The organism is Caballeronia sp. BR00000012568055, assembly GCF_029439455.1.
Lineage (GTDB): Bacteria > Pseudomonadota > Gammaproteobacteria > Burkholderiales > Burkholderiaceae > Caballeronia.
The window spans coordinates 142,598-166,610 of sequence record NZ_JAQFVG010000075.1 but is presented as its reverse complement, the minus strand read 5'-3'; the positions used below and the strand labels follow the sequence as shown (position 1 = coordinate 166,610).

25 protein-coding genes are annotated in these 24,013 nt (G+C 61.7%); 12 read left to right on the top strand and 13 right to left on the bottom strand.

The genetic code is table 11. The annotated features are described in order from the left end of the window. Nucleotides 1-9 precede the first annotated feature (9 nt). The 3 genes from P7F28_RS05650 to P7F28_RS05640 are packed head-to-tail and all read right to left on the bottom strand — an operon-like array spanning nucleotide 10 to nucleotide 3,810. Nucleotides 10-210: a DUF1656 domain-containing protein gene (locus P7F28_RS05650; protein ID WP_277183499.1), complete on the bottom strand. Its 201-nt coding sequence runs from the start codon at nucleotides 208-210 to the stop codon at nucleotides 10-12. Next, nucleotides 200-2,299, bottom strand: a complete 2,100-nt coding sequence (locus P7F28_RS05645; protein WP_277183498.1) for an FUSC family protein — start codon at nucleotides 2,297-2,299, stop codon at nucleotides 200-202. Before P7F28_RS05645 ends, P7F28_RS05650 begins: the two co-directional genes overlap by 11 nt. After that, the gene (locus tag P7F28_RS05640; protein WP_277183497.1) at nucleotides 2,299-3,810 is read right to left on the bottom strand and encodes an efflux transporter outer membrane subunit; all 1,512 of its coding nucleotides are present in this window, start codon (nucleotides 3,808-3,810) and stop codon (nucleotides 2,299-2,301) included. Before P7F28_RS05640 ends, P7F28_RS05645 begins: the two co-directional genes overlap by 1 nt. A gap of 167 nt (nucleotides 3,811-3,977) precedes the next feature. On the opposite strand from P7F28_RS05640, the gene P7F28_RS05635 reads away from it, so the two are divergent. Together P7F28_RS05635 and P7F28_RS05630 are read left to right on the top strand one after the other, a co-directional pair. After that, nucleotides 3,978-4,922, top strand: coding sequence for a LysR family transcriptional regulator (locus P7F28_RS05635; protein WP_277183496.1), 945 nt, complete (start codon nucleotides 3,978-3,980; stop codon nucleotides 4,920-4,922). Between the two features lie 150 nt (nucleotides 4,923-5,072). Next, nucleotides 5,073-5,234 (top strand): hypothetical protein, encoded by a 162-nt coding sequence (locus tag P7F28_RS05630; RefSeq protein WP_277183495.1) that lies wholly within the window; start codon nucleotides 5,073-5,075, stop codon nucleotides 5,232-5,234. Here P7F28_RS05630 and P7F28_RS05625 read toward each other — a convergent pair whose 3' ends face one another. From P7F28_RS05625 to wrbA, 5 genes are all read right to left on the bottom strand, one after another. Next, nucleotides 5,235-5,948: an SOS response-associated peptidase gene (locus P7F28_RS05625; protein WP_277183494.1), complete on the bottom strand. Its 714-nt coding sequence runs from the start codon at nucleotides 5,946-5,948 to the stop codon at nucleotides 5,235-5,237. It lies immediately after the preceding gene. A gap of 46 nt (nucleotides 5,949-5,994) precedes the next feature. Next, nucleotides 5,995-6,798, bottom strand: a complete 804-nt coding sequence (locus P7F28_RS05620) for a metallophosphoesterase (protein ID WP_277183493.1) — start codon at nucleotides 6,796-6,798, stop codon at nucleotides 5,995-5,997. Next, nucleotides 6,795-8,234, bottom strand: coding sequence for an FAD-binding oxidoreductase (locus P7F28_RS05615; RefSeq protein ID WP_277183492.1), 1,440 nt, complete (start codon nucleotides 8,232-8,234; stop codon nucleotides 6,795-6,797). Before P7F28_RS05615 ends, P7F28_RS05620 begins: the two co-directional genes overlap by 4 nt. 150 nt (nucleotides 8,235-8,384) lie before the next feature. Then, nucleotides 8,385-8,753 carry a DUF2069 domain-containing protein gene (locus P7F28_RS05610; RefSeq protein WP_277183491.1) on the bottom strand — a complete coding sequence of 123 codons (369 nt, stop codon included), beginning with the start codon at nucleotides 8,751-8,753 and terminating at the stop codon, nucleotides 8,385-8,387. After that, a complete protein-coding gene (gene wrbA, locus P7F28_RS05605; protein WP_277183490.1) occupies nucleotides 8,750-9,367 on the bottom strand; it encodes an NAD(P)H:quinone oxidoreductase in 618 nt (205 codons plus the stop codon). The genes P7F28_RS05610 and wrbA overlap by 4 nt, the downstream gene beginning before the upstream one ends. Before the next feature lie 78 nt (nucleotides 9,368-9,445). Between wrbA and P7F28_RS05600 the strand changes: the two genes are divergently transcribed. After that, nucleotides 9,446-10,750: a YihY family inner membrane protein gene (locus P7F28_RS05600; RefSeq protein WP_277183489.1), complete on the top strand. Its 1,305-nt coding sequence runs from the start codon at nucleotides 9,446-9,448 to the stop codon at nucleotides 10,748-10,750. Between the two features lie 7 nt (nucleotides 10,751-10,757). Here the strand turns inward: P7F28_RS05600 and P7F28_RS05595 are convergent, their stop codons facing one another. Genes P7F28_RS05595 through P7F28_RS05585 form a run of 3 tightly spaced genes read right to left on the bottom strand, consistent with a single transcriptional unit; the run spans nucleotide 10,758 to nucleotide 13,277 of the window. Next, nucleotides 10,758-11,096 (bottom strand): Mpo1-like protein, encoded by a 339-nt coding sequence (locus P7F28_RS05595; protein WP_277183488.1) that lies wholly within the window; start codon nucleotides 11,094-11,096, stop codon nucleotides 10,758-10,760. 34 nt (nucleotides 11,097-11,130) lie between these two features. Next, entirely contained in the window at nucleotides 11,131-11,961 is an 831-nt protein-coding gene (locus P7F28_RS05590; protein ID WP_277183487.1) for an alpha/beta fold hydrolase, read from the bottom strand. Continuing rightward, nucleotides 11,958-13,277 carry an O-acetylhomoserine aminocarboxypropyltransferase gene (locus P7F28_RS05585; RefSeq protein ID WP_277183486.1) on the bottom strand — a complete coding sequence of 440 codons (1,320 nt, stop codon included), beginning with the start codon at nucleotides 13,275-13,277 and terminating at the stop codon, nucleotides 11,958-11,960. The genes P7F28_RS05590 and P7F28_RS05585 overlap by 4 nt, the downstream gene beginning before the upstream one ends. 202 nt (nucleotides 13,278-13,479) lie before the next feature. Between P7F28_RS05585 and P7F28_RS05580 the strand changes: the two genes are divergently transcribed. From P7F28_RS05580 to aroC, 3 genes are all read left to right on the top strand, one after another. Beyond that, on the top strand, nucleotides 13,480-13,938 hold the full coding sequence (locus P7F28_RS05580) for a CBS domain-containing protein (protein WP_277183485.1): 459 nt from the start codon (nucleotides 13,480-13,482) through the stop codon (nucleotides 13,936-13,938). A 190-nt stretch (nucleotides 13,939-14,128) separates the two neighbouring features. Beyond that, the gene (locus P7F28_RS05575; protein WP_277183484.1) at nucleotides 14,129-16,057 is read left to right on the top strand and encodes an MFS transporter; all 1,929 of its coding nucleotides are present in this window, start codon (nucleotides 14,129-14,131) and stop codon (nucleotides 16,055-16,057) included. A 53-nt stretch (nucleotides 16,058-16,110) separates the two neighbouring features. Continuing rightward, nucleotides 16,111-17,217, top strand: coding sequence for a chorismate synthase (aroC, locus tag P7F28_RS05570; protein ID WP_277183483.1), 1,107 nt, complete (start codon nucleotides 16,111-16,113; stop codon nucleotides 17,215-17,217). Nucleotides 17,218-17,256: 39 nt separating this feature from the next. Here aroC and P7F28_RS05565 read toward each other — a convergent pair whose 3' ends face one another. After that, nucleotides 17,257-18,930 (bottom strand): electron transfer flavoprotein-ubiquinone oxidoreductase, encoded by a 1,674-nt coding sequence (locus P7F28_RS05565; protein WP_277183482.1) that lies wholly within the window; start codon nucleotides 18,928-18,930, stop codon nucleotides 17,257-17,259. A gap of 205 nt (nucleotides 18,931-19,135) precedes the next feature. Here P7F28_RS05565 and P7F28_RS05560 point away from each other — a divergent pair, with 205 nt between their 5' ends. Further along, nucleotides 19,136-19,909, top strand: coding sequence for an SDR family oxidoreductase (locus P7F28_RS05560; protein ID WP_277183481.1), 774 nt, complete (start codon nucleotides 19,136-19,138; stop codon nucleotides 19,907-19,909). A 20-nt stretch (nucleotides 19,910-19,929) separates the two neighbouring features. Then, nucleotides 19,930-20,373: a thioesterase family protein gene (locus tag P7F28_RS05555; RefSeq protein WP_277183480.1), complete on the top strand. Its 444-nt coding sequence runs from the start codon at nucleotides 19,930-19,932 to the stop codon at nucleotides 20,371-20,373. Here the strand turns inward: P7F28_RS05555 and P7F28_RS05550 are convergent. After that, nucleotides 20,352-20,897 (bottom strand): LuxR C-terminal-related transcriptional regulator, encoded by a 546-nt coding sequence (locus tag P7F28_RS05550; RefSeq protein ID WP_277183479.1) that lies wholly within the window; start codon nucleotides 20,895-20,897, stop codon nucleotides 20,352-20,354. The two genes, P7F28_RS05555 and P7F28_RS05550, sit on opposite strands and share 22 nt — an antisense overlap. A gap of 206 nt (nucleotides 20,898-21,103) precedes the next feature. On the opposite strand from P7F28_RS05550, the gene P7F28_RS05545 reads away from it, so the two are divergent. The 4 genes from P7F28_RS05545 to P7F28_RS05530 all read left to right on the top strand — a co-directional run bounded on the left by P7F28_RS05545 (nucleotide 21,104) and on the right by P7F28_RS05530 (nucleotide 23,978). Beyond that, nucleotides 21,104-21,808 (top strand): CoA transferase subunit A, encoded by a 705-nt coding sequence (locus tag P7F28_RS05545; RefSeq protein WP_277183478.1) that lies wholly within the window; start codon nucleotides 21,104-21,106, stop codon nucleotides 21,806-21,808. A gap of 2 nt (nucleotides 21,809-21,810) precedes the next feature. Continuing rightward, nucleotides 21,811-22,452 (top strand): CoA transferase subunit B, encoded by a 642-nt coding sequence (locus P7F28_RS05540; protein WP_277183477.1) that lies wholly within the window; start codon nucleotides 21,811-21,813, stop codon nucleotides 22,450-22,452. Between the two features lie 192 nt (nucleotides 22,453-22,644). Beyond that, nucleotides 22,645-23,565 carry an alpha/beta fold hydrolase gene (locus P7F28_RS05535; RefSeq protein ID WP_277183476.1) on the top strand — a complete coding sequence of 307 codons (921 nt, stop codon included), beginning with the start codon at nucleotides 22,645-22,647 and terminating at the stop codon, nucleotides 23,563-23,565. A 59-nt stretch (nucleotides 23,566-23,624) separates the two neighbouring features. Further along, complete coding sequence (locus P7F28_RS05530) at nucleotides 23,625-23,978, top strand: RidA family protein (RefSeq protein ID WP_277183475.1); 354 nt, start codon at nucleotides 23,625-23,627, stop codon at nucleotides 23,976-23,978. Nucleotides 23,979-24,013: the final 35 nt, after the last annotated feature.

The window sequence follows — 24,013 nt, the reverse complement described above, 5'->3', positions numbered from 1 at the left end:
TCTGCGTATTTATCGATACACCACCAGCCCGATCACGCTGCACACGCACACGAGCAGACTCGCGCGAAACAGCGACGGGTGCCAGACGACGCGATACAACCCTGTCATGGCGAGCAGTCGATCGATCACCCACGTGGCCATCGCGCCGGCGATAAACAGCAGCAGAATGGTCGGCACATAGGCTTCGAGGATCGCGGTATCACGCGGCATGGGGCGCTCCTTCTTGATGCGATACGTTCGATGCGAACGGCGATTCCGGATCGAGCAGCGCCGTGCGAATGAAATGCAGGTGACTGACCACGCGCTGCAAACCTGGCACGTTTTGCGTGTCTGCGATGGCGCGTTCCGTCGCGGCGAGCGCATCGGCGAAACGGGCGGGCTTTGGGCGGTCGAATAACTTGGCGACGGCGTCGAGTGTTTTCTCGACTGAATCGCGCGGCGGTTCGCGGCGCAGATCGATCACCGCGTTGCCGAATTCCAGCACGGCGAACAGCCATTGCAATGCCTCGCGTTGCAAAGCAGGCTGATCGGCGGCCAAAGCGTTGATTTGCGACAGCAGATCACGCGTGCGGCTTTCGAAGTGCGTCGATACACGCGCGGGGCGACCGCTGCGCGCATGCACGACTTCGCGGCGCAGATCGGCGAGCAGCAGACGACGCAGCCACGGCGCATCGGTTGGCAGCAGCACGGCGAAGGCGATCGCGGCGACGATCATCGACAGCACGAGCGCGAGGGCATCGTTCATAAAGCCGGTCGGATCGTAATGAACGAGGTTGTCCGGACCCGCGAGAAAGCAGAAGAAGATGCAATAGCCGATCCCCACGCCCGCCAGCGTACGGCGCGTCGTGAGGTAAGAACCGAGCATCAGCGCGGGCACGAGTGCGGCGCTCATCAGCACGAAGCCGTCCATATGCGGGAACACGCCGAACACCACGAGCATGCCGGTGATCGCGGCGAGCATGGTGCCGACGGCCATTTGCGCCGCCATCACACTCGGTTTCGGCGATGACGACGCCAGCGCGCACACCGCAGCGGCGTTGAGCACCATCGTGCCGCCGCTCGGCCAGGCGCTGGCCATCCAAAACGCGGAAAGCACGAACATCACCACCGCGCCGCGCAGACCGGAAATGCCCGCTGCGAACATGTTGGTCTTCGGCACGTAACGCGCGACCCAGCGTTCGCGTTCATGCGATGGCGCGGCCAGCGACGCATACGTTTCGGCATAGGCGAGCATGTCATCGGCGAAACGGTAGAGCAGTTCGCATGCCGTATCGAATTCGAGCGCAACGAACTCAGCATTCGTTTCGAGCGATGCGCGTTTTACATGAACGCGCTCCGGCAAAGCGGCTTTGTATTCACGCAATTGCTGGGCAGCAAGCGCGGCGTCGGCGGCATTGCGCACGGGTTCGCCACGCACCAGCAGCAACGGCGGCACTTCGCGAAAGAACGGCTCCAGCGCGTCGATCGTCGTCGCCGATGCGCTTGCACGCAGCCGGTTCATCAACTGATGCAGCGCGTGAAAGCGTGTCGATGCGCTCATGAACTCGCTGTTCAAGCGCGCCAGCCGTCCGCTGCGCATCCGCGATTCAGGGTTCTCAAACACCGCGACACTGCGCGCCGCCTCGAAGCCGACGATATCCGCGACAAACGCCAGATTGGTCTTCTCGATCTGCGCGCGTTCCATGTTGCCCGACAGCGCGCGACACACGTAATCGACGAAATGCGTAAAGCGCCGCCGCACGGTATTGCGCACCTGTTCGCCCGCGTGCTGCGGAAACACCAGCGCGCTCACCGCGCCCGCGCACAGAATGCCGAGCGACACTTCGCCCACGCGCGTCAGCGCCGACAGATACGCGCCATCGGGATGCTGCGCCGCCGGAATACCGATCAGCGCCGCCGTGTATCCCGCGAGCACGAAGCCATACGAACGGAAATTGCGATTGCGCGCCGCGCCTGCCGTGCAGACGCCGACCCACAGCGCCGTCGCGGAGAGAAACAGCACGGGCTGCTGCGAGAACAGACTGATCAACGCGAGCATCACGATCAGACCGACCATCGTGCCGCAGAAACGATAAAAGCTTTTCGCGAGCACCATGCCGCTTTGCGGCTGCATCACGACGAAAACCGTCGTCATGGCGGTGCGCGGTTGCTGCATATCGAGCCGCATGGCGATCCACAAGGCGAGCAGGGCGGCGAGCACGGCCTTGAAAATGTAGATCCACGCGAGGCCATCGGTGCGCGCCCAGTCTTGCAGAGACTGAACGAGCGATGCGCGTTTTATCGGGGCAATCGCAGCCATCACTTCACCGCCTTCGCAAACGGCCCGATATGCTTCGCCGGCGCCAGCGATGCCTCTTCCGGCCCGTTCGACGGATCGTCGATTCCACCGCCGAGCGCGGCCGTCAGCGTCGCGTACACGCCCAGACGTTGCGCCCGCACGCGCGCTTCGCCGTCCTGCGCGCGCAGCAATTGCGTCTGCGCGGCGAGCACATTCAGATAATCGGTGAGACCGCGTCGGTAGCCTTCGTTCGCCAGTTCGTAGTTTCGGCGCGCGGCTGCGACCGACCGGCCCGACGCTTCGAGCTGCGTATCGAGCGAATGCACGCGCACGACCTGATCGGCGATGTCCTTCAATGCCGCGACGATCGTGCCGTTGTAGTGATCGACCGCCTGATCGTATTGCGCCGATGCCGCGCCCAATTGCGCACGCAACGCGCCGCCTTCGAAAATCGGCAGGGAGATGGCGGGGCCGAACGTATAGCCGGTCGCCTTGCTCGTGAGGAAGGAGAACAGCGCGCCGCCCGCAAACGCCTGCGTCAGCGATGCAGCCAGGTTGATATTCGGATAAAAGCCCGCCTTGGCGACATCGATCCCGCGCGCCTGTCCCGCCACCACCCATCGCGCCGCCACCACGTCCGGACGATGACCGACGAGATCAGCGGGCAGCGATGTCGGCAAAGGCAGCGGCGTCGCGAGTGACAAAGCGGGACGCGTCAGCGATTCGCCCGCGCCCGGACCTTCGCCTGCCAGCGCCGCCAGTTGATTGCGGGCCAGCGCGATCTCTTCCTTATGGATATCGACCTGACGTTCGTACTCGGGCAGCGGCGTTTCTGCCTGACTCAATTCGAGCTGCGTGCCAAGCCCCCCTTTCAGCCGACGACGCGCGTAATCGGCGACATGCTGTTGCTGCTCGAGCGTCTGCTGCGCGATATCCAGCAGCGCATAAGCCTGCGACAAACCGATATACGCACGCACCACGCCCGTTTCCAGCGATAACCGCGCCGCCCGCGCATCGGCGGCGCGCACATGGGCGACATCGAGCGCGCGTTCGGCGGCGTTGTCATCGCGGCCGAACAGGTCGAGGTTATAGGAGAGCTTGAGGCCCGCGGTGTTGTCCCACGTGGTCGTGCCGCCGTAGTAGCCGGGACCGTAGAAATCGTTCTCGGGCCAGTTGTGGCGCGTCACGGCCATTTCGCCGTCGATATGCGGCAGCAGTTCCGAATGCACCAGCCGCGCGGTTTCGTTGGCTTCGCGCACACGGGCGGCGGCCATCGCGAGCGTCGGATTACCCGCTGTCGCGCGGGCGATCCACGCATCGAGCTGCGGATCGCGATAGGCGCGCCACCAGTCCTGATCGGGCCAGGCGGCGTCGGCATCGGCGGCGCGGATGGCGCTGCCGACATCGAGCGTCGCGGGCGCTTTGATCGCGTCCTGCGGCGCTTCCTTTCCCATGTTCGCGCACCCGGCGATTGTCAACAATGCTGCAAGAACCGCAGCGCACGCAGCGCTTCTGGACACCCGGCCCGTCACGATTCACCCCCAAATTGGAATTAGACTTTAGGGATGGATTATATTTTTGCGTGTATTGTCGAAAAACACGTAAGGATGTAAAGGATTCTTACGGAGACTGTGATAATCGTCGTTACGAAACGTGTAAGAATCCAGCTCAACACTTCTTTGCAACTTGATAAAGCGCTATGGATACGCTTCAAAACATGCGCGTGTTCGTCCGCGTGGTGGAAGCCGGCAGCTTCACAGCCGCCGCGCAGCATCTCAATACGACGACCGCCTACGCTTCGCGCGCGGTGTCCGATCTGGAAGCGCATTTGCGCACGCGGCTGCTCAATCGCACGACGCGGCGGATCGCGCTGACGGAGGCGGGCGAGCGATATCTGCAACGTTGCGAGCAGATTCTGGCCTATGTCGATCAGGCCGAAGCCGAAGCCAGCGATGCCCACGCGCGTCCGTCCGGCAAGCTCAAGGTGCATTCCATGACCAGCTTCGGCCAGCACTACGTCGTGCCGATGATCTCGCGCTATCAGCAGCGTCATTCGTCGGTGCAGGTCGATCTGACGCTGGCTCAGCGCGTACCGGATTTGCTCGACGAAGGCTACGACGTGGCGATCGTGCTTGCGCAGGATTTGCCGGATTCGGGCCTCGTGTCGGCGCGGCTCGGGACCATGTTCAGCATCGTGTGTGCGTCGCCGGCTTATATCGATAAGCATGGCGCGCCGCATGTGCTGAGCGATCTCGTGCGCCACAACTGCCTGCAACTGATTACGCCGACGCTTTCGCCCGACCGCTGGGTGTTCGACGGTCCGAACGGGCAGGAGGAGACCGTGAGTCTCGGCGCGGCATCGTTTACGGTGAATGTGGCGGATGCGATGGTCGCGGCGATCGGCGCGGGCATGGGTATCGGCGTATTGCCGATGTCGTCGGCGTTGCCGGCTTTGCGCGCGGGCACGCTGGTGCGCGTGCTGCCGCAATACACCATGCAGGAATTGAGCGTCTACGCGCTGTATCCGTCGCGCCAGTATCTCGACGCGAAAATCCGCACGTGGGTGGAATTCTTACGCGAAGCCTTGCCCGATACGCTCGCCGCCGATACCGAGTCTTTGAAGGAATTCGTGGCCGTCGCCTGAGTAGTCAAATGAGCGCTCCGATGTGGCGCGCCGCACGCTCCGGCACCTCTGTTACGAAAAAAAGTGCGGCGCAACACTTGCTTACTCCCGGTTTGTCCGTAGCTTGTTACTGTCTGCACATGTTCACTGCATCTTTACCGGGAAAGACACATGGCCACGCCTCTTTTACTCGCACTTGCCGCGCTGATGGTTCTGATCGCCGTGCCCGCTTCGCGCGATCTGTTCAACGCGATGCGCGAACGCAATGACCGCGACGCCAAGACGCGTCTCGTGCCCATCCGTATCGACGACGACCGTCCGCGTCGCCGTTAATTACGCTTCGATTGGCTCGATCAGGCGCGGCTCATCATTGGTCGCGCGATTCACATCCGTCGAGACGCGATGCCACACGAATTGCGATGCCGGCACGCCATCGGATTTGACGAGCTTGTCGAGGTCTTCGGGTGACGCGTCGGGATCGAGCCAGCGTAGTGCGGTCGTCGGCGAGAAGACGAGCGGGCGGCGGTCGTGGACATCGACCAGGCCTTCGTCTGCGGCGGAAGTCACGATAACGAATCCCGCGCCGGGTTCCGCCGCGTCGGTCTCGCGCAGGATGCTGGTGAGTGCGGCGAGGAACATCGGCTCGCCGTCTGCGCGTTGGATGTAATACGGCTGCTTGAAGGGTTTGGATGGCATGGATGCGGCATCGTCCGCGCGCGGCTCGATGCGCCATTCGAACCAGCCATCGGCGGGAATCAGGATGCGCGCTTTCTTCCACAGATTCCGAAAATACGCACTGGTCGATGCCGTCTCCACGCGCGCATTGATGGTCTGCGGCAACTTCTTCTGCAACGCCCACGGCGGGCAATAACCCCAGTGCACCGCGCGGACGGTTTCATCCGGATACACCGCCAGCGGATGCGTGCCTGGCGACAGGTTATAGCCGGGCCGCCTGTCGGCTTCATCGACGAGAACGAATGGATTCTTCAGATGCAGGCGCTGCACGTAATGCTTCGGCATTCGGTACTGGCTGATACGACCGCACATGGGTTGTCCCCCCGATGTCGATAACGATAACGATCAATTCCCGGCCTCAGATCTCCACGACTTTATCCCACGCGAACGCCGGGTTTTCCCACTGATTGCTGCGCTTGTCGAAGTAACCGCGCGGATTGCAGACGATCCGCGCGCCGTTCGCCACGTAATCGAACGATGTATGCGTGTGGCCGTGAATCCATAACGCGACGGGTTCGCGCGCGAGCGACGGTAAATGGTTCACGAATCCGGCTGAGACGACATCGTTCGCGTATCGTGGCGCAAGGCTCTCGCGCAACGGCGCGTGATGCGTGACCACGATGGTCTGACCGGCGAACGGCTTCGCCAGTTCGCTTTCCAGCCACGCGCGCGCCTGATGATGGAGCGCGAGGGAATCGTCGGGCGTGAAGGCGTGGGGTTCGCCTTCCGGTTCCGGCCACGCAAGCTGGATCAACCCTTTGTAGTCGAGCATGACTTTTTCGCACGCGGCTTGAGCGGCGGCGAGTTCGGCATCGGATGCGCCGAATAGGGCGAAGTCCGTCCATAGCGTCGTGCCAAGCACGCGCCACTTGCCGTAGCGATCCACCAGCGTCGTATTGTTCAGAAAGTGCACGTTATCGACACTGCGCGAGGCGTCGTGCATGGCCATTTCCATCGCGCCGAATTCCGCGTCGTAGTACTCGTGATTGCCGGGCACGTAGACCACGGGCACGTCGGAATCGAAATTCTCGGCGGCCCAGCGCGGGCCTTCGGCGTGATTGTGAATGTCGCCCGCGAGCACGATGAGATCGGCTTCAGCGTAGGGAATCGCCAGCGGTTCGTCGTGTTCCAGATGCAGGTCCGACAGCACGCGAATCTTCATTGCGCGTTCTCCTTCCAGCGCACCACCTTGCCCGGATTCATCAGATTGTCGGGATCGAGCGCGGCCTTGATGGTCTGCATCAACCGGATTTCGACGGGCGATTTATAGTGCGCGGCTTCATCCACCTTCAGTTGGCCGATGCCATGCTCCGCGCTGATGCTGCCGCGATGCTTGTGCACCTGGTCATACACCGCGGCATTGACCGGATGCTGGAATTCGTCCAGAAACTGCTTCGGATCGACGCCTTCGGGCGCTTGCACGTTGTAGTGCAGATTGCCGTCGCCGAGATGGCCGAACGTCACCATGCGCGCGCCGGGCGCGGCCTTCGCGACCAACACGTCCGTCTCTTCGATAAAACGTCCGATGCTAGAAATCGGCACCGCGATGTCGTGCTTGATGTTGAGCCCTTCCTCCGCCTGCGCGAGCGGAATATGCTCGCGCAAATCCCAGAACGCCTGCGATTGCGCGAGGCTTTCCGCGACCACCGCGTTTTCCACGATGCCACGTTCCAGCGCCTGTTCCATCAGCCGTTCGAACAGAGCGCGCGCGTGTTCCTCGCTTTCCGCATCGAATAATTCGAGCAGCACGGTCTGCGCGTGCGGCTCGCCGAACGGATAGCGTAACTGCGGATAATGACGACCGACGAGGCGCATCGAAAAGTCGGACATCAGTTCGAAGCCGGTCAACAGCGCGCCTGCGTGATGCTGCGCCATCGACAGAAAATCGAGCGCCGCGTGCGATGAAGCGAGGCCCGCGAGCGCCGTGACTTTTGCAACCGGCGCGGGATGCAGCTTCATCACGGCCGCGGTAATGATGCCAAGCGTGCCTTCCGCGCCGATGTACAGATCGCGCAAGTCGTAGCCCGTGTTGTCCTTGCGCAGACCGCGCAGGCCGTCCCAGATTTCGCCTTGCGGCGTGACGACTTCGAGACCGAGGCATAACTCGCGCGTGTTGCCGTATCGAAGCACGCCGGTGCCGCCCGCGTTGGTGGACAGATTCCCGCCGATCGTGCAACTGCCTTCCGCCGCGAGACTGAGCGGAAACAGGCGCTGTTCGCTTTCGGCGCGCGATTGGATGTCAGCGAGCACGACGCCGGCTTCCACGGTGATGGTGTTGTTATGTGTATCGATACCGCGAATGCGGTTCAGCCGCTTCAGGCTGATGACGACTTGCGCACCGCTCGAATCCGGCGTGCCGCCTCCGACGAGGCCCGTGTTGCCACCCTGCGGCACGATCGCCACGCGATATTCACGCGCGAGTTTGACGAGCGCGGCGACTTCGTTCGTATCGGCAGGAAGGAGCACGCCGCACGCTTCGCCGCGATAGCGCTTGCGCCAGTCGGTGAGAAACGGCGCGGTGTCGTGCACATCGGTCAGAACGTGCGATGCGCCGATGGCTTCGGTACAAGCGGCGATGAATCGGGCTTGGGCAGTCATAGGATGTGTGAGGCTGAGGCGTTGTCAACAGTATCGCGCAGAGTGGCGGCGCGCGAATCTCGGCCGAATGGCATAGGCCGCGCGTTGGGCATTGAATCGTGCTACAAAGCATCACGTCGCGGATGGAAAGACGTGAGAATCGCGCCAGGCTCAGCTTTTTTTCGCACGTGCGTTCATGCGGGCGGCGCGTTTGAAAGGCGCGACGAAAGCGAGCGCGCACACGAAGAACACGAGCGACAGCAGCGCTTCGAGCCAGGCGAGACGCGCGGACAGACCGATATCGGACATGCCGCGCACGATGCCTTCCGCGAGGTAAAGCAGCACGAGCATCGACGCCCATTGCAAGGTGTACACGCTTTTCTTCGCGACGCCCGGCAGCGCGAACGCGAGCGGCACGGCTTTGAGCGCCAGCGCCCACGCGCCGGGGCGCACGGGCGCGAGCCACAGCTCCCACAGGAGCGACAGCGCTATCAGCGCGATCAGGCTTGCAAGTGCGACGCGTGCGTAGATGCGCGTCATGCCGCTTGCGCACCGCGCACGAGGTCGAGCGCAGTACGCGCAAGCCGTGCGCCCAGCGCGACGGCGAGCGCTTTTTCATCGGCGCTGATGCCGGAGCGCGAAGATTCATCGCCGTGGCGCGCGTGATGCGATGCGCCGTAGGGCGTACCGCCGGTTGAAGTCGTGGTCAGGCGCGATTCGGTGTACGGAATGCCGACGATCATCATGCCGTGATGCAGAAGCGGCAGCATCATCGAAAGCAGGGTGCTTTCCTGGCCGCCGTGCAGGCTGCCGGTTGACGTGAAAACGCAGGCCGGTTTGCCCGACAGCGCACCCGACAACCACTGCGGCATGGTGCCGTCGAGAAAGTATTTGAGCGATGCCGCCATATTGCCGAAGCGCGTCGGCGAACCGAGTGCGAGACCGGCGCATTCTTCGAGATCGCGCAGTTCGCAGTAAGGCGGGCCGTCGGCGGGAATGTCGGGCTGGGTGGCTTCGCAAACGGTGGAAACCGGCGGCACCGTGCGCACGCGCGCCTGCATGCCGGGCACGCTGTCCACGCCCTGCGCGATGGCGAGCGCAAGCTCGCGCGTCGCGCCGTGGCGGCTGTAGTAAAGCACGAGGATGTCGTTCATAAGGCTCGATTTGGTGAACGGCTATTATAGGGATTGGGTTCAAATTCGTGGCCGCGCGCCACGATTCGGAGAAGGCCTTTGCAGCAACTTTCCATCGACTTGGCCAGGATTCGTCGTCTGGCCGGTTTCGTCGGTCAGCGTTTCGGCGAGGATCGCGTCGCGCAGGTGGCGGGCAGTCTGACGTTCACGAGCGTCTTGTCGCTGGTGCCGCTGGCGACCGTTGCGTTCGCGCTGTTTACCGCGTTTCCGATCTTCGGTTCGTTTCAATCGTCGTTGCAGGATTTTCTGGCGGTGCATCTGATGCCGCCGCAGATCAACGATCAGATTTTCAAGTATCTGAACCAGTTCGCATCGAAAGCGAAAGGGCTGACCACGGTCGGCATGATCATCCTGTTCGTCACCGCCGTCATGACGATGATGACCGTCGAATCCGCGTTCAACGTGATCTGGCGCGTGAAAAAGGCGCGGCCGCTCGCGCAGCGCGTGCTGGTCTACTGGGCGATCATCACGCTCGGGCCCGCGCTGTTCGGTTGCAGTCTGTCGATCTCGTCGTATGTGTTCGCGCATTCGGTGGCGTTCGCGGGTTCGCATAATTTGCTGCCGCCAATCGCCGAATGGCTGCTCACCGGCGTCTCTTTGCCGATCACCGTGTTCGGCTTCACGATCATTTACGTGTACATGCCAAACTGCAAGGTCGAATGGCGCGATGCGGTGGTCGGCGGTCTGATCGCGGCGATCGCGTTCGAGTTGTGCAAGCGTGGTTTCGGCCTGTATATCCGACGCATTCCGACTTACACCGCTGTGTACGGCGCGTTCGCCGCGATGCCCGTGTTCCTGCTCTGGGTCTATCTCTGCTGGCTGATCGCGCTGGTCGGTGCGATGGTCACGTCGGCGCTGCCCGCGATTCGCATAGGGCAGTTTCATCGGCGGGCGTTTCCGGGCAGCGATTTGCTGGATGCGCTGGAAATTCTCGCGCGGCTGGTTGACTCGCGCGAGGCGGGCAAGCCGGGTTATACGGCGATGGAGCTATCGAAGCTCGCGCGCTGCGATCTCGATACGTCCACGCGTCTGATTGCCCGGCTGGACGCGCTCGGCTGGATCGGCCGATTGGAAGATACGCGCATGCCGCGTTATGTGATGATCGCCAATCCGAATCAAATCACGCTGACCATGCTGTTCGATCAGTTCGTGATCGATCGTGAAGAGTTGGATTATCAGTTGCGGCTCGATGCCGCGCAGATCGATCGCAATGCGCTGATGAGCGCGCTCGATAGCGACACGCTCGACGTCACGCTGACATCGCTGATTGCGGCGCGTGCGGCCGCCCTGACGGATGCGCGCTTGCGCGATGCGCCGCTGACATCGCTACCTGCATCGACTTAAAGCGAAATCAAAGCGAAATCCTGCCGATGCAGATGTCCTTGAACATCACCCAGTCACCCATCAGGCTGTAGAGCGGATGGCGGAACGTGGCGGGCCGGTTCTTCTCGAAGAAGAAATGGCCGATCCACGCAAAGCCGTAGCCGCATACGACGGCGGCGGGCAGCCAGAGCCAGTCGCCGGTGGCGAGCGCCATTGCCAGACAGCCGATCACGCCGAGCGAACCGACGAAATGCAGCCTGCGCGACGTGTCGTTGCGATGCTCGTTCAGATAGAACGGATAGAACTCTGCGAAGTTCGCGAAGTGTTCCTCATGTTCGTGCTTATGTTCGTGGCTGGTGTGGCCCATGACTGCCTCCGACTTTCTTTCATACGCTCGTGACTCATTCTGCGGCGGCGCGGGCGCGCGTGCAAGCGTCGAGCGCGAAGGCAAATAAGGTGTCGAGAACGGCGTCGGGTTGTTCGGACATCAGCGCGTGGCCGCCGTCCAGTTCGGTCGTTTTCACGGATTTGAAGGCATCGATCAAAGCGCGGGCGGCGCGGGGCGGTGTCATGACGTCGCGCTTTCCTGCAATGACCTGGACAGGGCAACGAACGTCGGCGGCGCGCGTGAGTGCGTCGGCGTAAGCGTTGCAGGCGCTGAAATCGGTGTGAAAGAGTTGGGCTTCACCGAGCGCGCTCACGCGTTCCATCAGGCGCTGATTCATGCCTTGCAGCCAGAATCCCGGCGCGGGCGCGGAGGGCTTGGCGGCAAGCGTCGAATGCGACCACTGATTCACCATGTCGATGGCTTGCGGCTCGTGTTCGCGCGCGGCATCGAGCAGGGTGTCGGAGACGTTCATGGGCGCGGCGGTGCAGATCAGCGCGAGGCCCATCGCGCGGTCGGCATAACGCGCGGCGGTATCGAGCGCGATCAAGGAGCCCATGCTGTGGCCGACGAAGATCGCTTTCCCGACGCTCGCCTGATCGAGCACGCCGATCACCCAATCCGCCAATTCACCGATGCTCGCGCGCGCCGGGCCATCGCTGCGGCCGTGCGCGGGAAGATCGAGCGCGAGCACGCCGAATCCGTGATGCGCGAAGTAGCGCGTCTGCAAGGCCCAGACGCTGTGATCGTGCTGCGCGCCGTGGATGAAGACGATGGTCGGCTTCGCGGCATCGAAGGGTTTGCCGCCGGTGTAGGCATACACGTGCTTATCGAGTCCGAGGATCATGCGCGGCTCCCGAGCGTCGCACCGCTTTCCGTGGCCTTTTGCGCCGCTTTCAGACCGCGTTTCAGATCGTCGATCAGATCGTCCGGATCTTCGAGTCCGATCGACAGCCGGATGCGTCCCGGACCGATACCCGCCGCTTCGAGCGCGGCGGCATCCATGCGGAAATGCGTCGTCGAAGCGGGATGGATCACGAGCGAACGCGCATCGCCGACATTGGCGAGATGCGAAAACAGCGACAGCGATTCGATAAAGCGACGCGCCGCCGGCATGCCACCGCGCACATCGAAGCTGAACACCGCGCCTGCGCCGCGTGGCAGCAGACGTTGCGCCAGCGCGTGATCGCGATGCGTCGGCAGTTCGGGATAAGCCACGCCATCGACGGCGGGCGGACTCAGCAGAAAATCGATCACGCGCCGCGTATTCGCCACATGCCGATCCATGCGCAACGGCAAGGTTTCGATGCCCTGAAGCAACTGCCACGCCGCCTGCGGATGCAGACACGCGCCGAAATCGCGGAGTCCTTCGCGTCGCGCGCGCAGCAGGAAGGGCGCGACGGTGCTTTCTTCCGCGAAGACCATGCCGTGGAAGCCATCGTAAGGCTCGGTGAATTCGGGGAAACGGCCGCTCACAGCGAAGTCGAACGTGCCGCCATCGACCAATACGCCGCCGATGGTCGTGCCGTGGCCGCCCAGAAATTTGGTCGCGGAGTGATAGACGAGGTCCGCGCCATGTTCGAACGGCCGCAGCAGATAAGGCGTGGTGAAGGTCGAATCGACCAACAACGGCGCACCATGCTCGTGCGCGATTTCCGCGACGCCCGCGATATCCAGCACATCGAGTCCCGGATTGCCGAGCGTTTCGCCGAAGAAGAGGCGCGTATTCGGCCGCGCCGCCGCGCGCCAGGCATCGAGATCGTGCGGCGGCACGAAAGTCGTCTCGATACCGAAGCGCTTCAGCGTGTAATGCAGCAGATTGTGCGAGCCGCCATACAGCGCAGTCGATGCGACGATATGCGATCCCGCGCCCATCAGCGTGGCGATCGCCAGATGCAGCGCGGCCTGGCCGCTCGCGGTGCCGATCGCGCCCGCGCCGCCTTCGAGCGCCGCGACGCGTTCTTCGAACACCGCGACGGTCGGATTCGAAATGCGCGAATACACGTGCCCGGAGCGCTCCATGTTGAACAGCGCGGCGGCGTGATCGGTATCGCGGAAGGTGAACGATGTGGTCTGATAAATCGGCGTGGCGCGCGCACCGGTGACGGGATCGGGCGCGGCGCCCGCGTGCAGCGCGAGCGTATCGAAACGATTGGCGGGCATGCTGGGGCTTCCGGCGGAGTTCGGTGAATCATCGTAACATCGGGATTGCACTGGAGGACTATCCGGGAAAGCTTTATCCGTTCGGCCTGAGCGGGCGTCGGGCCGGTGAGCGCGCTTTCTTTTTGCGGGCCTTTCCGATAGCATCGAAATAACATTTCTAACCGTTTCGGCATCGGAACAGGCATTTCGCGAGGAGACAGCCATGCGAGTCAGCGACATTCTGAAAGTGAAGGGCAACGCGTTATTCACCGTCACGCCCGATACCCCGCTCGCCGACGCTGTCGATGCCATGGCCGCCCATGACATCGGTTCGCTCGTCGTGATGGAGTATGGCGATCTGGTCGGCATGCTGACCTTTCGCGAGATCATCGTCACGCTGCGTGACAACGGCGGCACGGTCGGCACCACGACCATCCGCAAGATCATGGACGACCACCCGGTCACGTGCACGCCGGAAACCGACGTCAACGAAATCCGCCGCATGATGCTCGAGCATCATGTGCGCTATCTGCCGGTGCTGGAAAAGCGCCAGTTGATGGGCGTGATTTCGTTCTACGACGTGGCGAAGGCGGTGGTCGAAGAACAGGGTTTCGAGAATCGCATGCTGAAGGCGTATATCCGCGACTGGCCGGAAGAGGAGCAGCAGCAGGAAGCGCGCTGAATCTCGCGCTAAATCTGATCGCGGCTTCAACGAAGTATCGAAAAACGCTCCTCGACGGAGCGTTTTTCGCTTCTGGTCCGACAAAAAATGTCTCGTGTCAGACTGGGTTGCACATGGCTCGCGTACCATCCGTTTTGCCGTGTGAGCCAACGCGTTCGCGGCAACTCTGCCACTACCAAAACGATAAAACATGAGTGACCAATCGACGCGCGCCACCCGTCGCGCGCAGGCCGAAAGCGAAGGGCAATTCAGACTCCTGAGCGAACGACGTTTCGCGCCGTTCTTCTGGACGCAGTTTCTCGGCGCAATGAACGACAACGTGTTCAAAGTCGGCTTTACGTCGCTGGTGACGTTTCAGGCCGCGCGCTTTTCCGGTGTCGATCCGAAAACTGCGGCGTTTCTGATCTCCGCGATTTTCATCGTGCCGTTCGTACTGTTTTCCGCGACGTCCGGACAGATCGCCGACAAGTACGATAAAGCCGTGCTCGCGCGCTTCGTGAAGACTTTCGAGATTGTCGTGATGTTGATCGGCGGGGCGGGATTCATGCTGCATAGCGCGCCTTTGCTTTATCTCTGCACGTTCCTGATGGGCGTGCATTCGACCGTCTTCGGACCGGTGAAGTACGCGTATCTGCCGCAGCATCTGAATTCGCATGAACTGGTCGGCGGTAACGGACTCGTGGAAATGGGCACGTTCGTGGCGATTCTGATCGGCACGATCATCGGCGGGGCGGCGGCGGGTGCTTCGGCGTACGGCGCGATGCTGCTCGCGGCCGCGTGTCTCGCGTTTGCGCTGATCGGGCGCGTTGCGTCGAGCTTTATTCCGAAGTCGGAGGCATCGCAGAAGGATTTGCGGATCAACTGGAATCCGGTTTCCGAGACGTGGCGCAATCTGAAGCTCGCGAAGCAGGACCGGACTGTGTTTCTGAGCTTGCTCGGGATTTCGTGGCTGTGGTTCGTCGGCGCGACTTTTCTCACTTCGTTTTTCAATTTCGCGAAGGACGTGCTGAGCGCGAATCCCGATGTCGTAACCATTTTGCTAGCGACGTTTTCCATCGGCATCGGCACGGGGTCGATGTTGTGCGAGACGCTGTCGAAGAAGCGCGTGGAGATTGGATTGGTGCCGCTTGGCTCGATCGGCATCAGCGTGTTTGCGATCGATCTGTTTTTCGCGAGCCATCGGATTGCGCCTGCGGATCACTTGTTGAGCGTGTCGGAGTTTTTGCTCGCGTGGCCGCACTGGCGCATTCTGATCGATCTGTTTTTGCTCGCCATGTTCGGCGGCTTCTACAGCGTGCCGCTCTACGCGCTGATTCAGGCGCGCAGTCAGCCGACGCATCGCGCGCGCATTATCGCGGCAAACAATATCCTGAACTCGTTCTTCATGATCGTTTCGTCGCTGATGGCGCTTGCGCTCACCTCGATGGGCATCGGCATTCCGGGTCTGTTTCTCACCACAGCGCTGCTCAACGTGGTCGTCGCCGTGTATATCTATTCGCTGGTGCCGGAGTTTCTGCTGCGCTTCGTCGCGTGGATTCTGGTGCACACGTTCTACCGCATCCGTCTGCTCGATGCGCAGCGCATTCCGGCGCATGGCGCAGCGGTGCTGGTCTGCAATCACGTCAGTTTCGTCGATGCCGTCGTCATCATGGCCGAAAGCCCACGTCCGATTCGCTTCGTGATGGATCATCGGATTTTCCGCACGCCGGCGCTCGGCCGATTGTTCCGCCGCGTGAAGGCGATTCCGATTGCGCCCGCACATGAAGATGCGCAGATGCTCGAACGCGCTTACGCAGAATGCGCGAAGGCGCTGGAAGAGGGCGATCTGGTCTGCATCTTTCCGGAAGGCAAGCTCACGCGCGATGGCGAGATGAATCCGTTCAAACACGGCATCACGCAAATTCTGAAGCGTCATCCCGCGCCCGTCGTGCCGATGGCATTGCGCGGACTCTGGGGCAGCGTGTTTTCGCGTCACGAAGACGCACAGTGGCCGCGCCCGATGCATCGCGGAGCGATGACGCGTCTGACGCTCGCAGTCGGCGAACCGCTCGCGCCGGAAGAGGCGACGCCGCAGCGCTTGCAGGAAATCGTCACGGCTTTGCGCGGCGCGCGACGCTAGACAGCGCTGGCATAATAGCGGTTTCCCCGACACTTTTTTTCAGGTCGACGCTCATGTCCGGCAACACCCTTGGCACGCTTTTCACCGTCACGAATTTCGGCGAGTCGCACGGTCCCGCGATCGGCTGCGTGATCGACGGCTGCCCGCCGGGCATGGCGCTCACGGAAGCCGATATCCAGATCGAACTCGATCGCCGCCGTCCGGGCACGTCGCGTCACGTCACGCAGCGTCAGGAGCCGGATCAGGTCGAGATTCTTTCCGGCGTGTTCGAAGGTGTGACCACCGGCACGCCCATCGCGCTGCTGATCCGCAATACCGATCAGCGCAGCAAGGACTACGGCAATATCGCGCAGACTTTCCGCCCCGGTCACGCGGATTACACCTACTGGCAGAAGTACGGCGTGCGCGATTATCGCGGTGGCGGCCGTTCATCGGCGCGTCTGACTGCGCCGACGGTCGCGGCGGGCGCGGTGGCGAAGAAGTGGTTGCGTGAGAAGTTCGGGCTGGAAACGCGCGGCTGTATGAGCGCGCTGGGTGAAATCGACATTCCGTTCGTCGATTGGAAGCATGTGCGCGAGAATCCGTTTTTCTCGCCGAACGACGAGATCGTCCCGCAGCTCGAGGAGTACATGGACAATTTGCGTCGCGATGGCGATTCGGTCGGCGCGCGGATCGAAGTGACGGCGACGGGCGTGCCGGTCGGTCTCGGTGAACCGCTTTACGATCGGCTCGATGCCGATATCGCCCACGCGATGATGGGCCTGAACGCGGTGAAGGCCGTCGAAATCGGCGCGGGCTTTGCGAGCGTCGCGCAACGCGGCTCGCAACACGGCGACGAAATGACGCCCGAAGGTTTCGCCTCCAATAACGCGGGCGGCATTCTCGGCGGTATTTCGAGCGGGCAGGACATTACCGTGACCATCGCGATCAAGCCGACGTCGAGCATCCGTACGCCGCGGCAGTCGATCGACAAGGAAGGGACGGCGGCGACCGTCGAAACCTTCGGCCGACATGATCCGTGCGTGGGCATCCGCGCGACGCCGATCGCGGAAGCGCTGCTGGCGCTGGTGCTGATGGATCACGCGTTGCGGCATCGCGCCCAATGCGGCGACGTGGCGGTCGATACACCGAAGATCGCGGCGCAAATGCCGAGCAAATAAAGTTAAAGGGCACCTCGGTGCCCTTTAACTTTTCACGCATCACATATTCGGATAGTTCGGCCCGCCGCCACCTTCCGGCGTCACCCAGACGATATTCTGCGTCGGATCTTTAATGTCGCAAGTCTTGCAATGCACGCAGTTCTGAGCGTTGATTTGCAGGCGCTCGCTGCCGTCATCGGCTTTCACGAACTCATAGACGGCGGCCGGGCAATAACGGCTTTCCGGTCCTGCATACGTACGCAGATTCACGTTCACCGGCACGCTCGGGTCCTTCAGCGTCAAATGCGCGGGCTGATTCTCTTCGTGATTCGTGTTCGAGATGAACACGGACGAGAGACGATCGAACGTGAGCTTGCCATCCGGCTTCGGATAAACAATCGGCTTGCTCTGCGACGCCGGCTTCAACATCTCATGATCGCGATGCTGATGATGCAGCGTCCACGGCACATTGCCGCCCATCAGCTTCTGCTCCAGCCCGACCATAAACGTGCCGAGATACAGGCCCTTGCTCATCCACTGCTTGAAATTGCGCGCGCGATACAGCTCGGTCTTGAGCCATGAACTGTCGAACGCTTCCGGATACGCGGTGAGTTCGTCGTTCTGACGACCGGCTTGCACGGCATCGAACGCGGCTTCGGCGGCCATCTTGCCGGACTTGGTCGCCGCATGACTGCCCTTGATACGCGATGCGTTCAGGAAGCCCGCGTCATCGCCCGCAAGCGCGCCGCCGGGGAACGTGAGCTTGGGCAGCGACATCAGGCCGCCTGCGGTAATGGCGCGCGCCCCATACGAAATGCGCTTGCCGCCTTCGAGAAACGCGCGAATCGACGGATGCGTTTTGTAGCGCTGAAATTCCTCGAACGGCGACAGATACGGATTCGAATAACCCAGTCCGACCACGAAGCCGACCATCACCTGGTTATTGTCCATGTGATAGAGGAACGAGCCGCCGTAGGTGTCAGGATCGAGCGGCCAGCCGGCGGTGTGAATCACCAGACCCGGCTTGTGCTTGACCGGATCGATCTCCCACAATTCCTTGATGCCGATGCCGTACACCTGCGGATCGGCGTTTTGATTCAGCTTGAACTTGTCCATCAGCTGACGGCCGAGATGCCCGCGCGCGCCTTCGCAGAACAGCGTGTATTTCGCGTGCAATTCCATGCCGAGCTGGAAATTCTCGGTCGGCTCACCATCCTTGCCGACGCCCATATTGCCGGTAACGACGCCTTTCACGCTGCCATCGTCGCCATACAGCACTTCGGCTGCGGGAAAGCCGGGGAAAATTTCGACGCCCAGCGCTTCGGCCTGCACGCCAAGCCAGCGCGTGACGTTCGCCAGCGAAATCACGTAATTGCCGTGATTCTTGAAGTTGTCGGGAAGCAGCCAGTTTGGCACTTGCTTCGCGCTGTCCTGCGACAAAAAGAGGAAGCGGTCTTCGGTCACTTCGACGTCCAGCGGCGCGCCTTTTTCCTTCCAGTCGGGAATCAGTTCCGACAGCCCGCGCGGGTCCATGACGGCGCCCGAAAGAATATGCGCGCCGATCTCCGAGCCTTTTTCCAGCACGCATACGCCGATCTCGACGCCTTTCTCTTCCGCCAGTTGCTTCAGGCGGATCGCCGCCGACAGGCCGGCCGGGCCGCCGCCGACGATTACGACGTCGTATTCCATCGACTCGCGGGGACCGTATTGCTCGATGAGGCTCGCCGGGGTCATCAATGCTCCTATGTACCGTTAGAATGGCCTTCTTGGGGATCGCGTATTGTCAGCGAACGACAGGCGGGCCGCAACCGACCCCACCCGTTTTGGCACGATCGTAATATTATTTGCCGCACTGCGGTATCCGTGCCGACGCTAGTGCCGTGAAGGCGTATCCCCACGCGCCTCGCAGGCAGAACCCACCATAAAACGAGGAAGCACAATGGGCCGTTCGATCAACCTGGAAGGCAAGGTTGCGCTGATCACAGGCGCATCCAGTGGACTTGGCAAGCGTTTCGCGCAGGTGTTGTCGCAGGCGGGGGCGAAGGTGGTGCTGGCAAGCCGCCGCACCGAGCGTCTGAAGGAACTGCGCGCGGAAATCGAGTCATCGGGCGGCGCGGCGCATGTCGTCGCACTGGACGTGACCGACTACCAGAGCATCAAGTCCGCGATTGCGCATGCGGAGACGGAAGCCGGTACCATCGATATCCTCGTGAATAACTCGGGCGTTTCGACGCAGCAGAAGCTGACCGAAGTCACGCCTTCGGACTTCGAATTCGTGTTCGGCACGAACGTGCGCGGCGCGTTCTTCGTCGCGCAGGAAGTGGCCAAGCGCATGATCATGCGCGGCAACGGGCCTTCGAAACCGCTGTATCGGATCATCAATATTGCTTCGGTGGCGGGTCTGCGGCCATTTCCGCAACTCGGCATCTATTCGATGAGCAAGGCCGCCGTCGTGCAGATGACCAAGGCGATGGCGCTGGACTGGGGCCGTCACGGCATCAACGTGAACGCGATCTGTCCGGGTTATATCGACACCGAAATCAACCATCACCACTGGAAAACCGAGCAGGGCCAAAAGCTTATTTCGATGCTGCCGCGCCGCCGTGTCGGTTCGCCCGGCGATCTCGACGGTTTGCTGCTGCTGCTCGCGGCGGATGAATCGCAATTCATCAACGGCTCGGTCATTTCCGCGGACGACGGGTTTTCGCTCTAAACCTTATTTGACGTTACGCAATGACCACTTTTCACCCTGTTTTCGAACTCTCGATGCCCATTCGCTGGGGCGATATGGACGCCTTCGGCCACGTCAACAACACCGTCTATTTCCGCTACATGGAACAGGTGCGGATTTCGTGGTTCGAGCAGATTGGCATCGCGGGCGGGAACGGGGAGGGCCAGGGGCCGGTGATCGTGAATGCGTCGATGGAGTTTCTGCGGCAGTTGCATTACCCCGGCGATATCATCGGCCGCATGTCGGTCGGTGCGCCGGGGCGCAGCAGTTTCGAAACGCACTTCGAGCTGGTTCGCGCGGACGATGCGGACACGCTCTATGCGCGTGGCGCGGCCAAGGTCGTGTGGATCGATTACGCGAAGGGCAAGTCGGTGCCCGTGCCGGATTTGCTGCGTGAAATCATCGAAACAGGCCGGCTTGTGACTCAGGTGCCGAGCAGTCGCTGAAGCAGTTCGGTGGCGTTGCCGGTGTCGTACTTGCGCATGAGGCGCGCGCGGTAGATATCGACCGTGCGCGGGCTGATATCGAGCACGCGTCCGATTTGCTTGCTGGTTTTACCCGTAACAAGCTGCGCGGCGATTTCCCGCTCGCGCGGCGTGAGTTCGATTGCTACGCGCCGCGTCGCGCTCAGGTCTTCGAATGTCCAGACGCCGGCGGCGTGGGGCGCGGCGCGGTCCAGCGCGCGGCCTGTGACGTGGCACCAGAACAGATCACCGTCATGGCGCTTCATGATGCGGTCATCGCTATACGTGCCTTGCCCGCTGATGGTCGCTGCAATCCGTTCGCCGATGCGCGCGAATTCGTCCGGCGTCGGATAAAGCACCTCGAACGATTTTCCGATCAGCGCTTCGCGCGCGAAACCGAACATCGCGCAAAGCTGCTCGTTGCAGTCCTCGATGATGCGCTCGCGCGAAAGCACCAGCCCGACGGGCGCGAGATGAAACGCGGTTTGATAGTCCAGTGAGCGCATGGGAATTCGAAGGACCCGGCGCGCTGGAAGATGCGGAACCAAAGCGCGCGGGGAAAGACTTATGTATTTTTGCGTATTGTGCCGGATCAGCCGCGCATCGTAATCTTTTCGCCACATCATATCGGTGCTGACCGCCTTGCCGAAGCAGACGAATAACGGGGCAGGTCGAGCCAATTTCTCGGTTCATTCATGGAAGGGACACACAGATGAACAAGGTCTATCCCAGCGCGAAAGCGGCGCTCGAGGACATCGTCAAGAACGGTCAGACGTTCGCGGTCGGTGGTTTCGGGCTGTGCGGCATTCCCGAAGCGCTGATCGCGGCATTGCGCGATTCGGGCGTGAAGGACATCACCTGCATCAGCAATAACGCGGGTGTCGATGGCTTCGGGCTCGGGCTGTTGCTCGAAACGCGTCAGGTCAAGAAGATGATTTCGTCGTATGTGGGCGAGAATAAGGAATTCGAGCGGCAATATCTGGCCGGCGAACTCGAACTCGAATTCACGCCGCAAGGCACGCTGGCCGAAAAGCTGCGCGCGGGCGGCGCGGGCATTCCGGCGTTCTTCACCAACACCGGCTTCGGCACGGTGATCGCGGAAGGCAAGGAAACGCGTCAATTCGGCGAGAACCATTACGTGCTCGAACACTCGCTGACGGCGGATGTCGGTCTCGTGAAGGCATGGAAGGCCGACAAGTCGGGCAACCTGATCTATCGCCGCACGGCGCGCAACTTCAACCCCATGTGCGCGATGGCCGGCAAGATCACGGTCGCGGAAGTGGAGGAGATCGTCGAAGTGGGCGAACTCGATCCCGATCATATCCATACGCCCGGTATTTTCGTGCAGCGTCTGGTCCTGAATGCGCATCCTGAAAAGCGCATCGAACAACGTATCGTCCGCGCGAAAGGAGCGTAATCATGGCTTGGAATCGTGATCAGATGGCCGCACGCGCGGCGAAGGAATTGCAGGACGGTTTCTATGTGAACCTCGGCATCGGCTTGCCGACGCTGGTGGCCAATCATGTGCCGGACGGCATGGAAGTGTGGCTGCAATCGGAGAACGGGCTGCTGGGTATCGGACCGTCGCCGTATGAAGATGAAGTCGATGCCGATCTCATCAACGCGGGCAAGCAGACTGTGACCACGCTGCCGGGCTCGTCGATTTTTTCATCGGCGGATTCGTTCGCGATGATCCGCGGCGGCCATATCAACCTCGCCATTCTTGGCGCGATGCAGATCAGCAAGTCCGGCGACCTGGCCAACTGGATGATCCCCGGCAAGATGATCAAGGGCATGGGCGGCGCGATGGACCTCGTCGCGGGCGTGAAGAAGGTCGTCGTGCTGATGGAACACGTCGCCAAGGGCGATCAGCACAAGATTCTCGATGCGTGCACCTTGCCGCTGACGGGCGTGGGCGTGGTCGATCGCATCATCACGGATCTCGGCGTGATCGATGTCACCGACAAGGGTTTGAAGCTGGTCGAACTGGCGGATGGCGTATCGGCGGAAGAGATTCAGCAGAAGACGGGCGCGCCGCTGGATGTATCCGGCGTGAAGTGATGCGCTGATTCTTCAGTGCTGATGCGGGCGAGGCTTTCCAAGGCTTCGCCCGTTTTTATTTGCGCCTTGTGAAATTGCGTTTGAGCAGCAAATTTGGAAGGGGTCGTCCGAATGGCTAATGCCCGTTCAGACCCGCGCCAGGCGCTTTACAATCGATCGAACTACTTTCTCACGATCGCGAGGAATTCATTCATGACCGCATCCATCGTCGTCGAAGCGCCGCATTCCGATTTCAGCGAACCGCGCCAGCGATTCGTGCAGTGCGCGAGTCCTGCGGGCTTGCATCGCATCGCTTATACGGAGTGGGGCGATCCGGCGAATCCGCGCGTGCTGTTGTGCGTGCATGGCTTGACGCGCTCGGGCCGCGATTTCGATGCCATCGCGCGTGCATTCGCCGCCGAATATCGCGTGGTGTGTCCGGATGTGGTCGGGCGCGGCCTGTCCGACTGGCTCGCCGATCCGCGTTATTACGGCGTGCCGCAATACGTCGCGGATATGGTCACGCTGATCGCGCGTCTGAACGTGGAAACGGTCGATTGGTTCGGCACGTCGATGGGCGGTCTGATCGGCATGGCGCTCGGCGGACTGCCGAATACGCCGATCCGCAAGATGCTGCTCAATGACGTCGGGCCGCATATCGAACCGATCGCGTTGAAGCGGATCGGCGACTATCTCGGCAAGCCGGCACGTTTTGCATCGCTCGATGAAGGCGTGAGGCACGCGGCGGCGCTGGCGTCGTCCTTCGGCCCGCTGACGGACGAGGAATGGACCGCGATCAACACGCCGCTGCTGCACGAACGCGATGGCGCGTGGACCTTCCGCTACGATCCGGGCATCGCGACACCGTTCACCGCTGCAACCGACGAGCAGAACGCCGCCGGTGAGGCGTATCTCTGGCACGCGCTTGCATCGATCAAAACGCCGGTGCTGGTCGTGCGCGGTCAAAGCTCGGACTTGCTTTCGCGCGAGACCGTGCAATTGATGATCGAAAAAGGGCAGGCCGTCACGGGCGCCGAAGTGCCGAACGCGGGACACGCGCCCGCGTTTTTATCGGCGGATCAGATTGCCGTCGCCACGGGCTTCTTTCTCGGAAAAGACGCGGGCGGGGCATAATATCGGGCTGAGCGCCCGGCGCTTTTATCCCGATTTTCAATTTCAGGAGTCAGGCATTTATGGCAGTCATCCGTCATCACGTCGGCGCACGGCTTTCCGAAATCGCGGTTCACAACGGCACCGTTTATCTCGCGGGCCAGATCGCCGAAGACACCGATCAGGACATCACCGGCCAGACGCGTGAAGTGCTCGGCCATATCGATCGTCTGCTCGGCGAAGCAAACAGCGACAAGGCGCACTTGCTGTCGGTGCAAATCTATATCTCCGACATGGTGCATTTTGCCGGCATGAACGCCGTGTGGGACGCGTGGGTTGCACAGGGCAACACGCCGCCGCGCGCGACCGTCGAGTCGAAGCTGGCGAACCCGGCGTGCCTGGTCGAAATCTGCGTCGTGGCTGCGCAGCGCGATTAATGATCCTGTAGTGGCAACACCAGTGGCAAGACCCG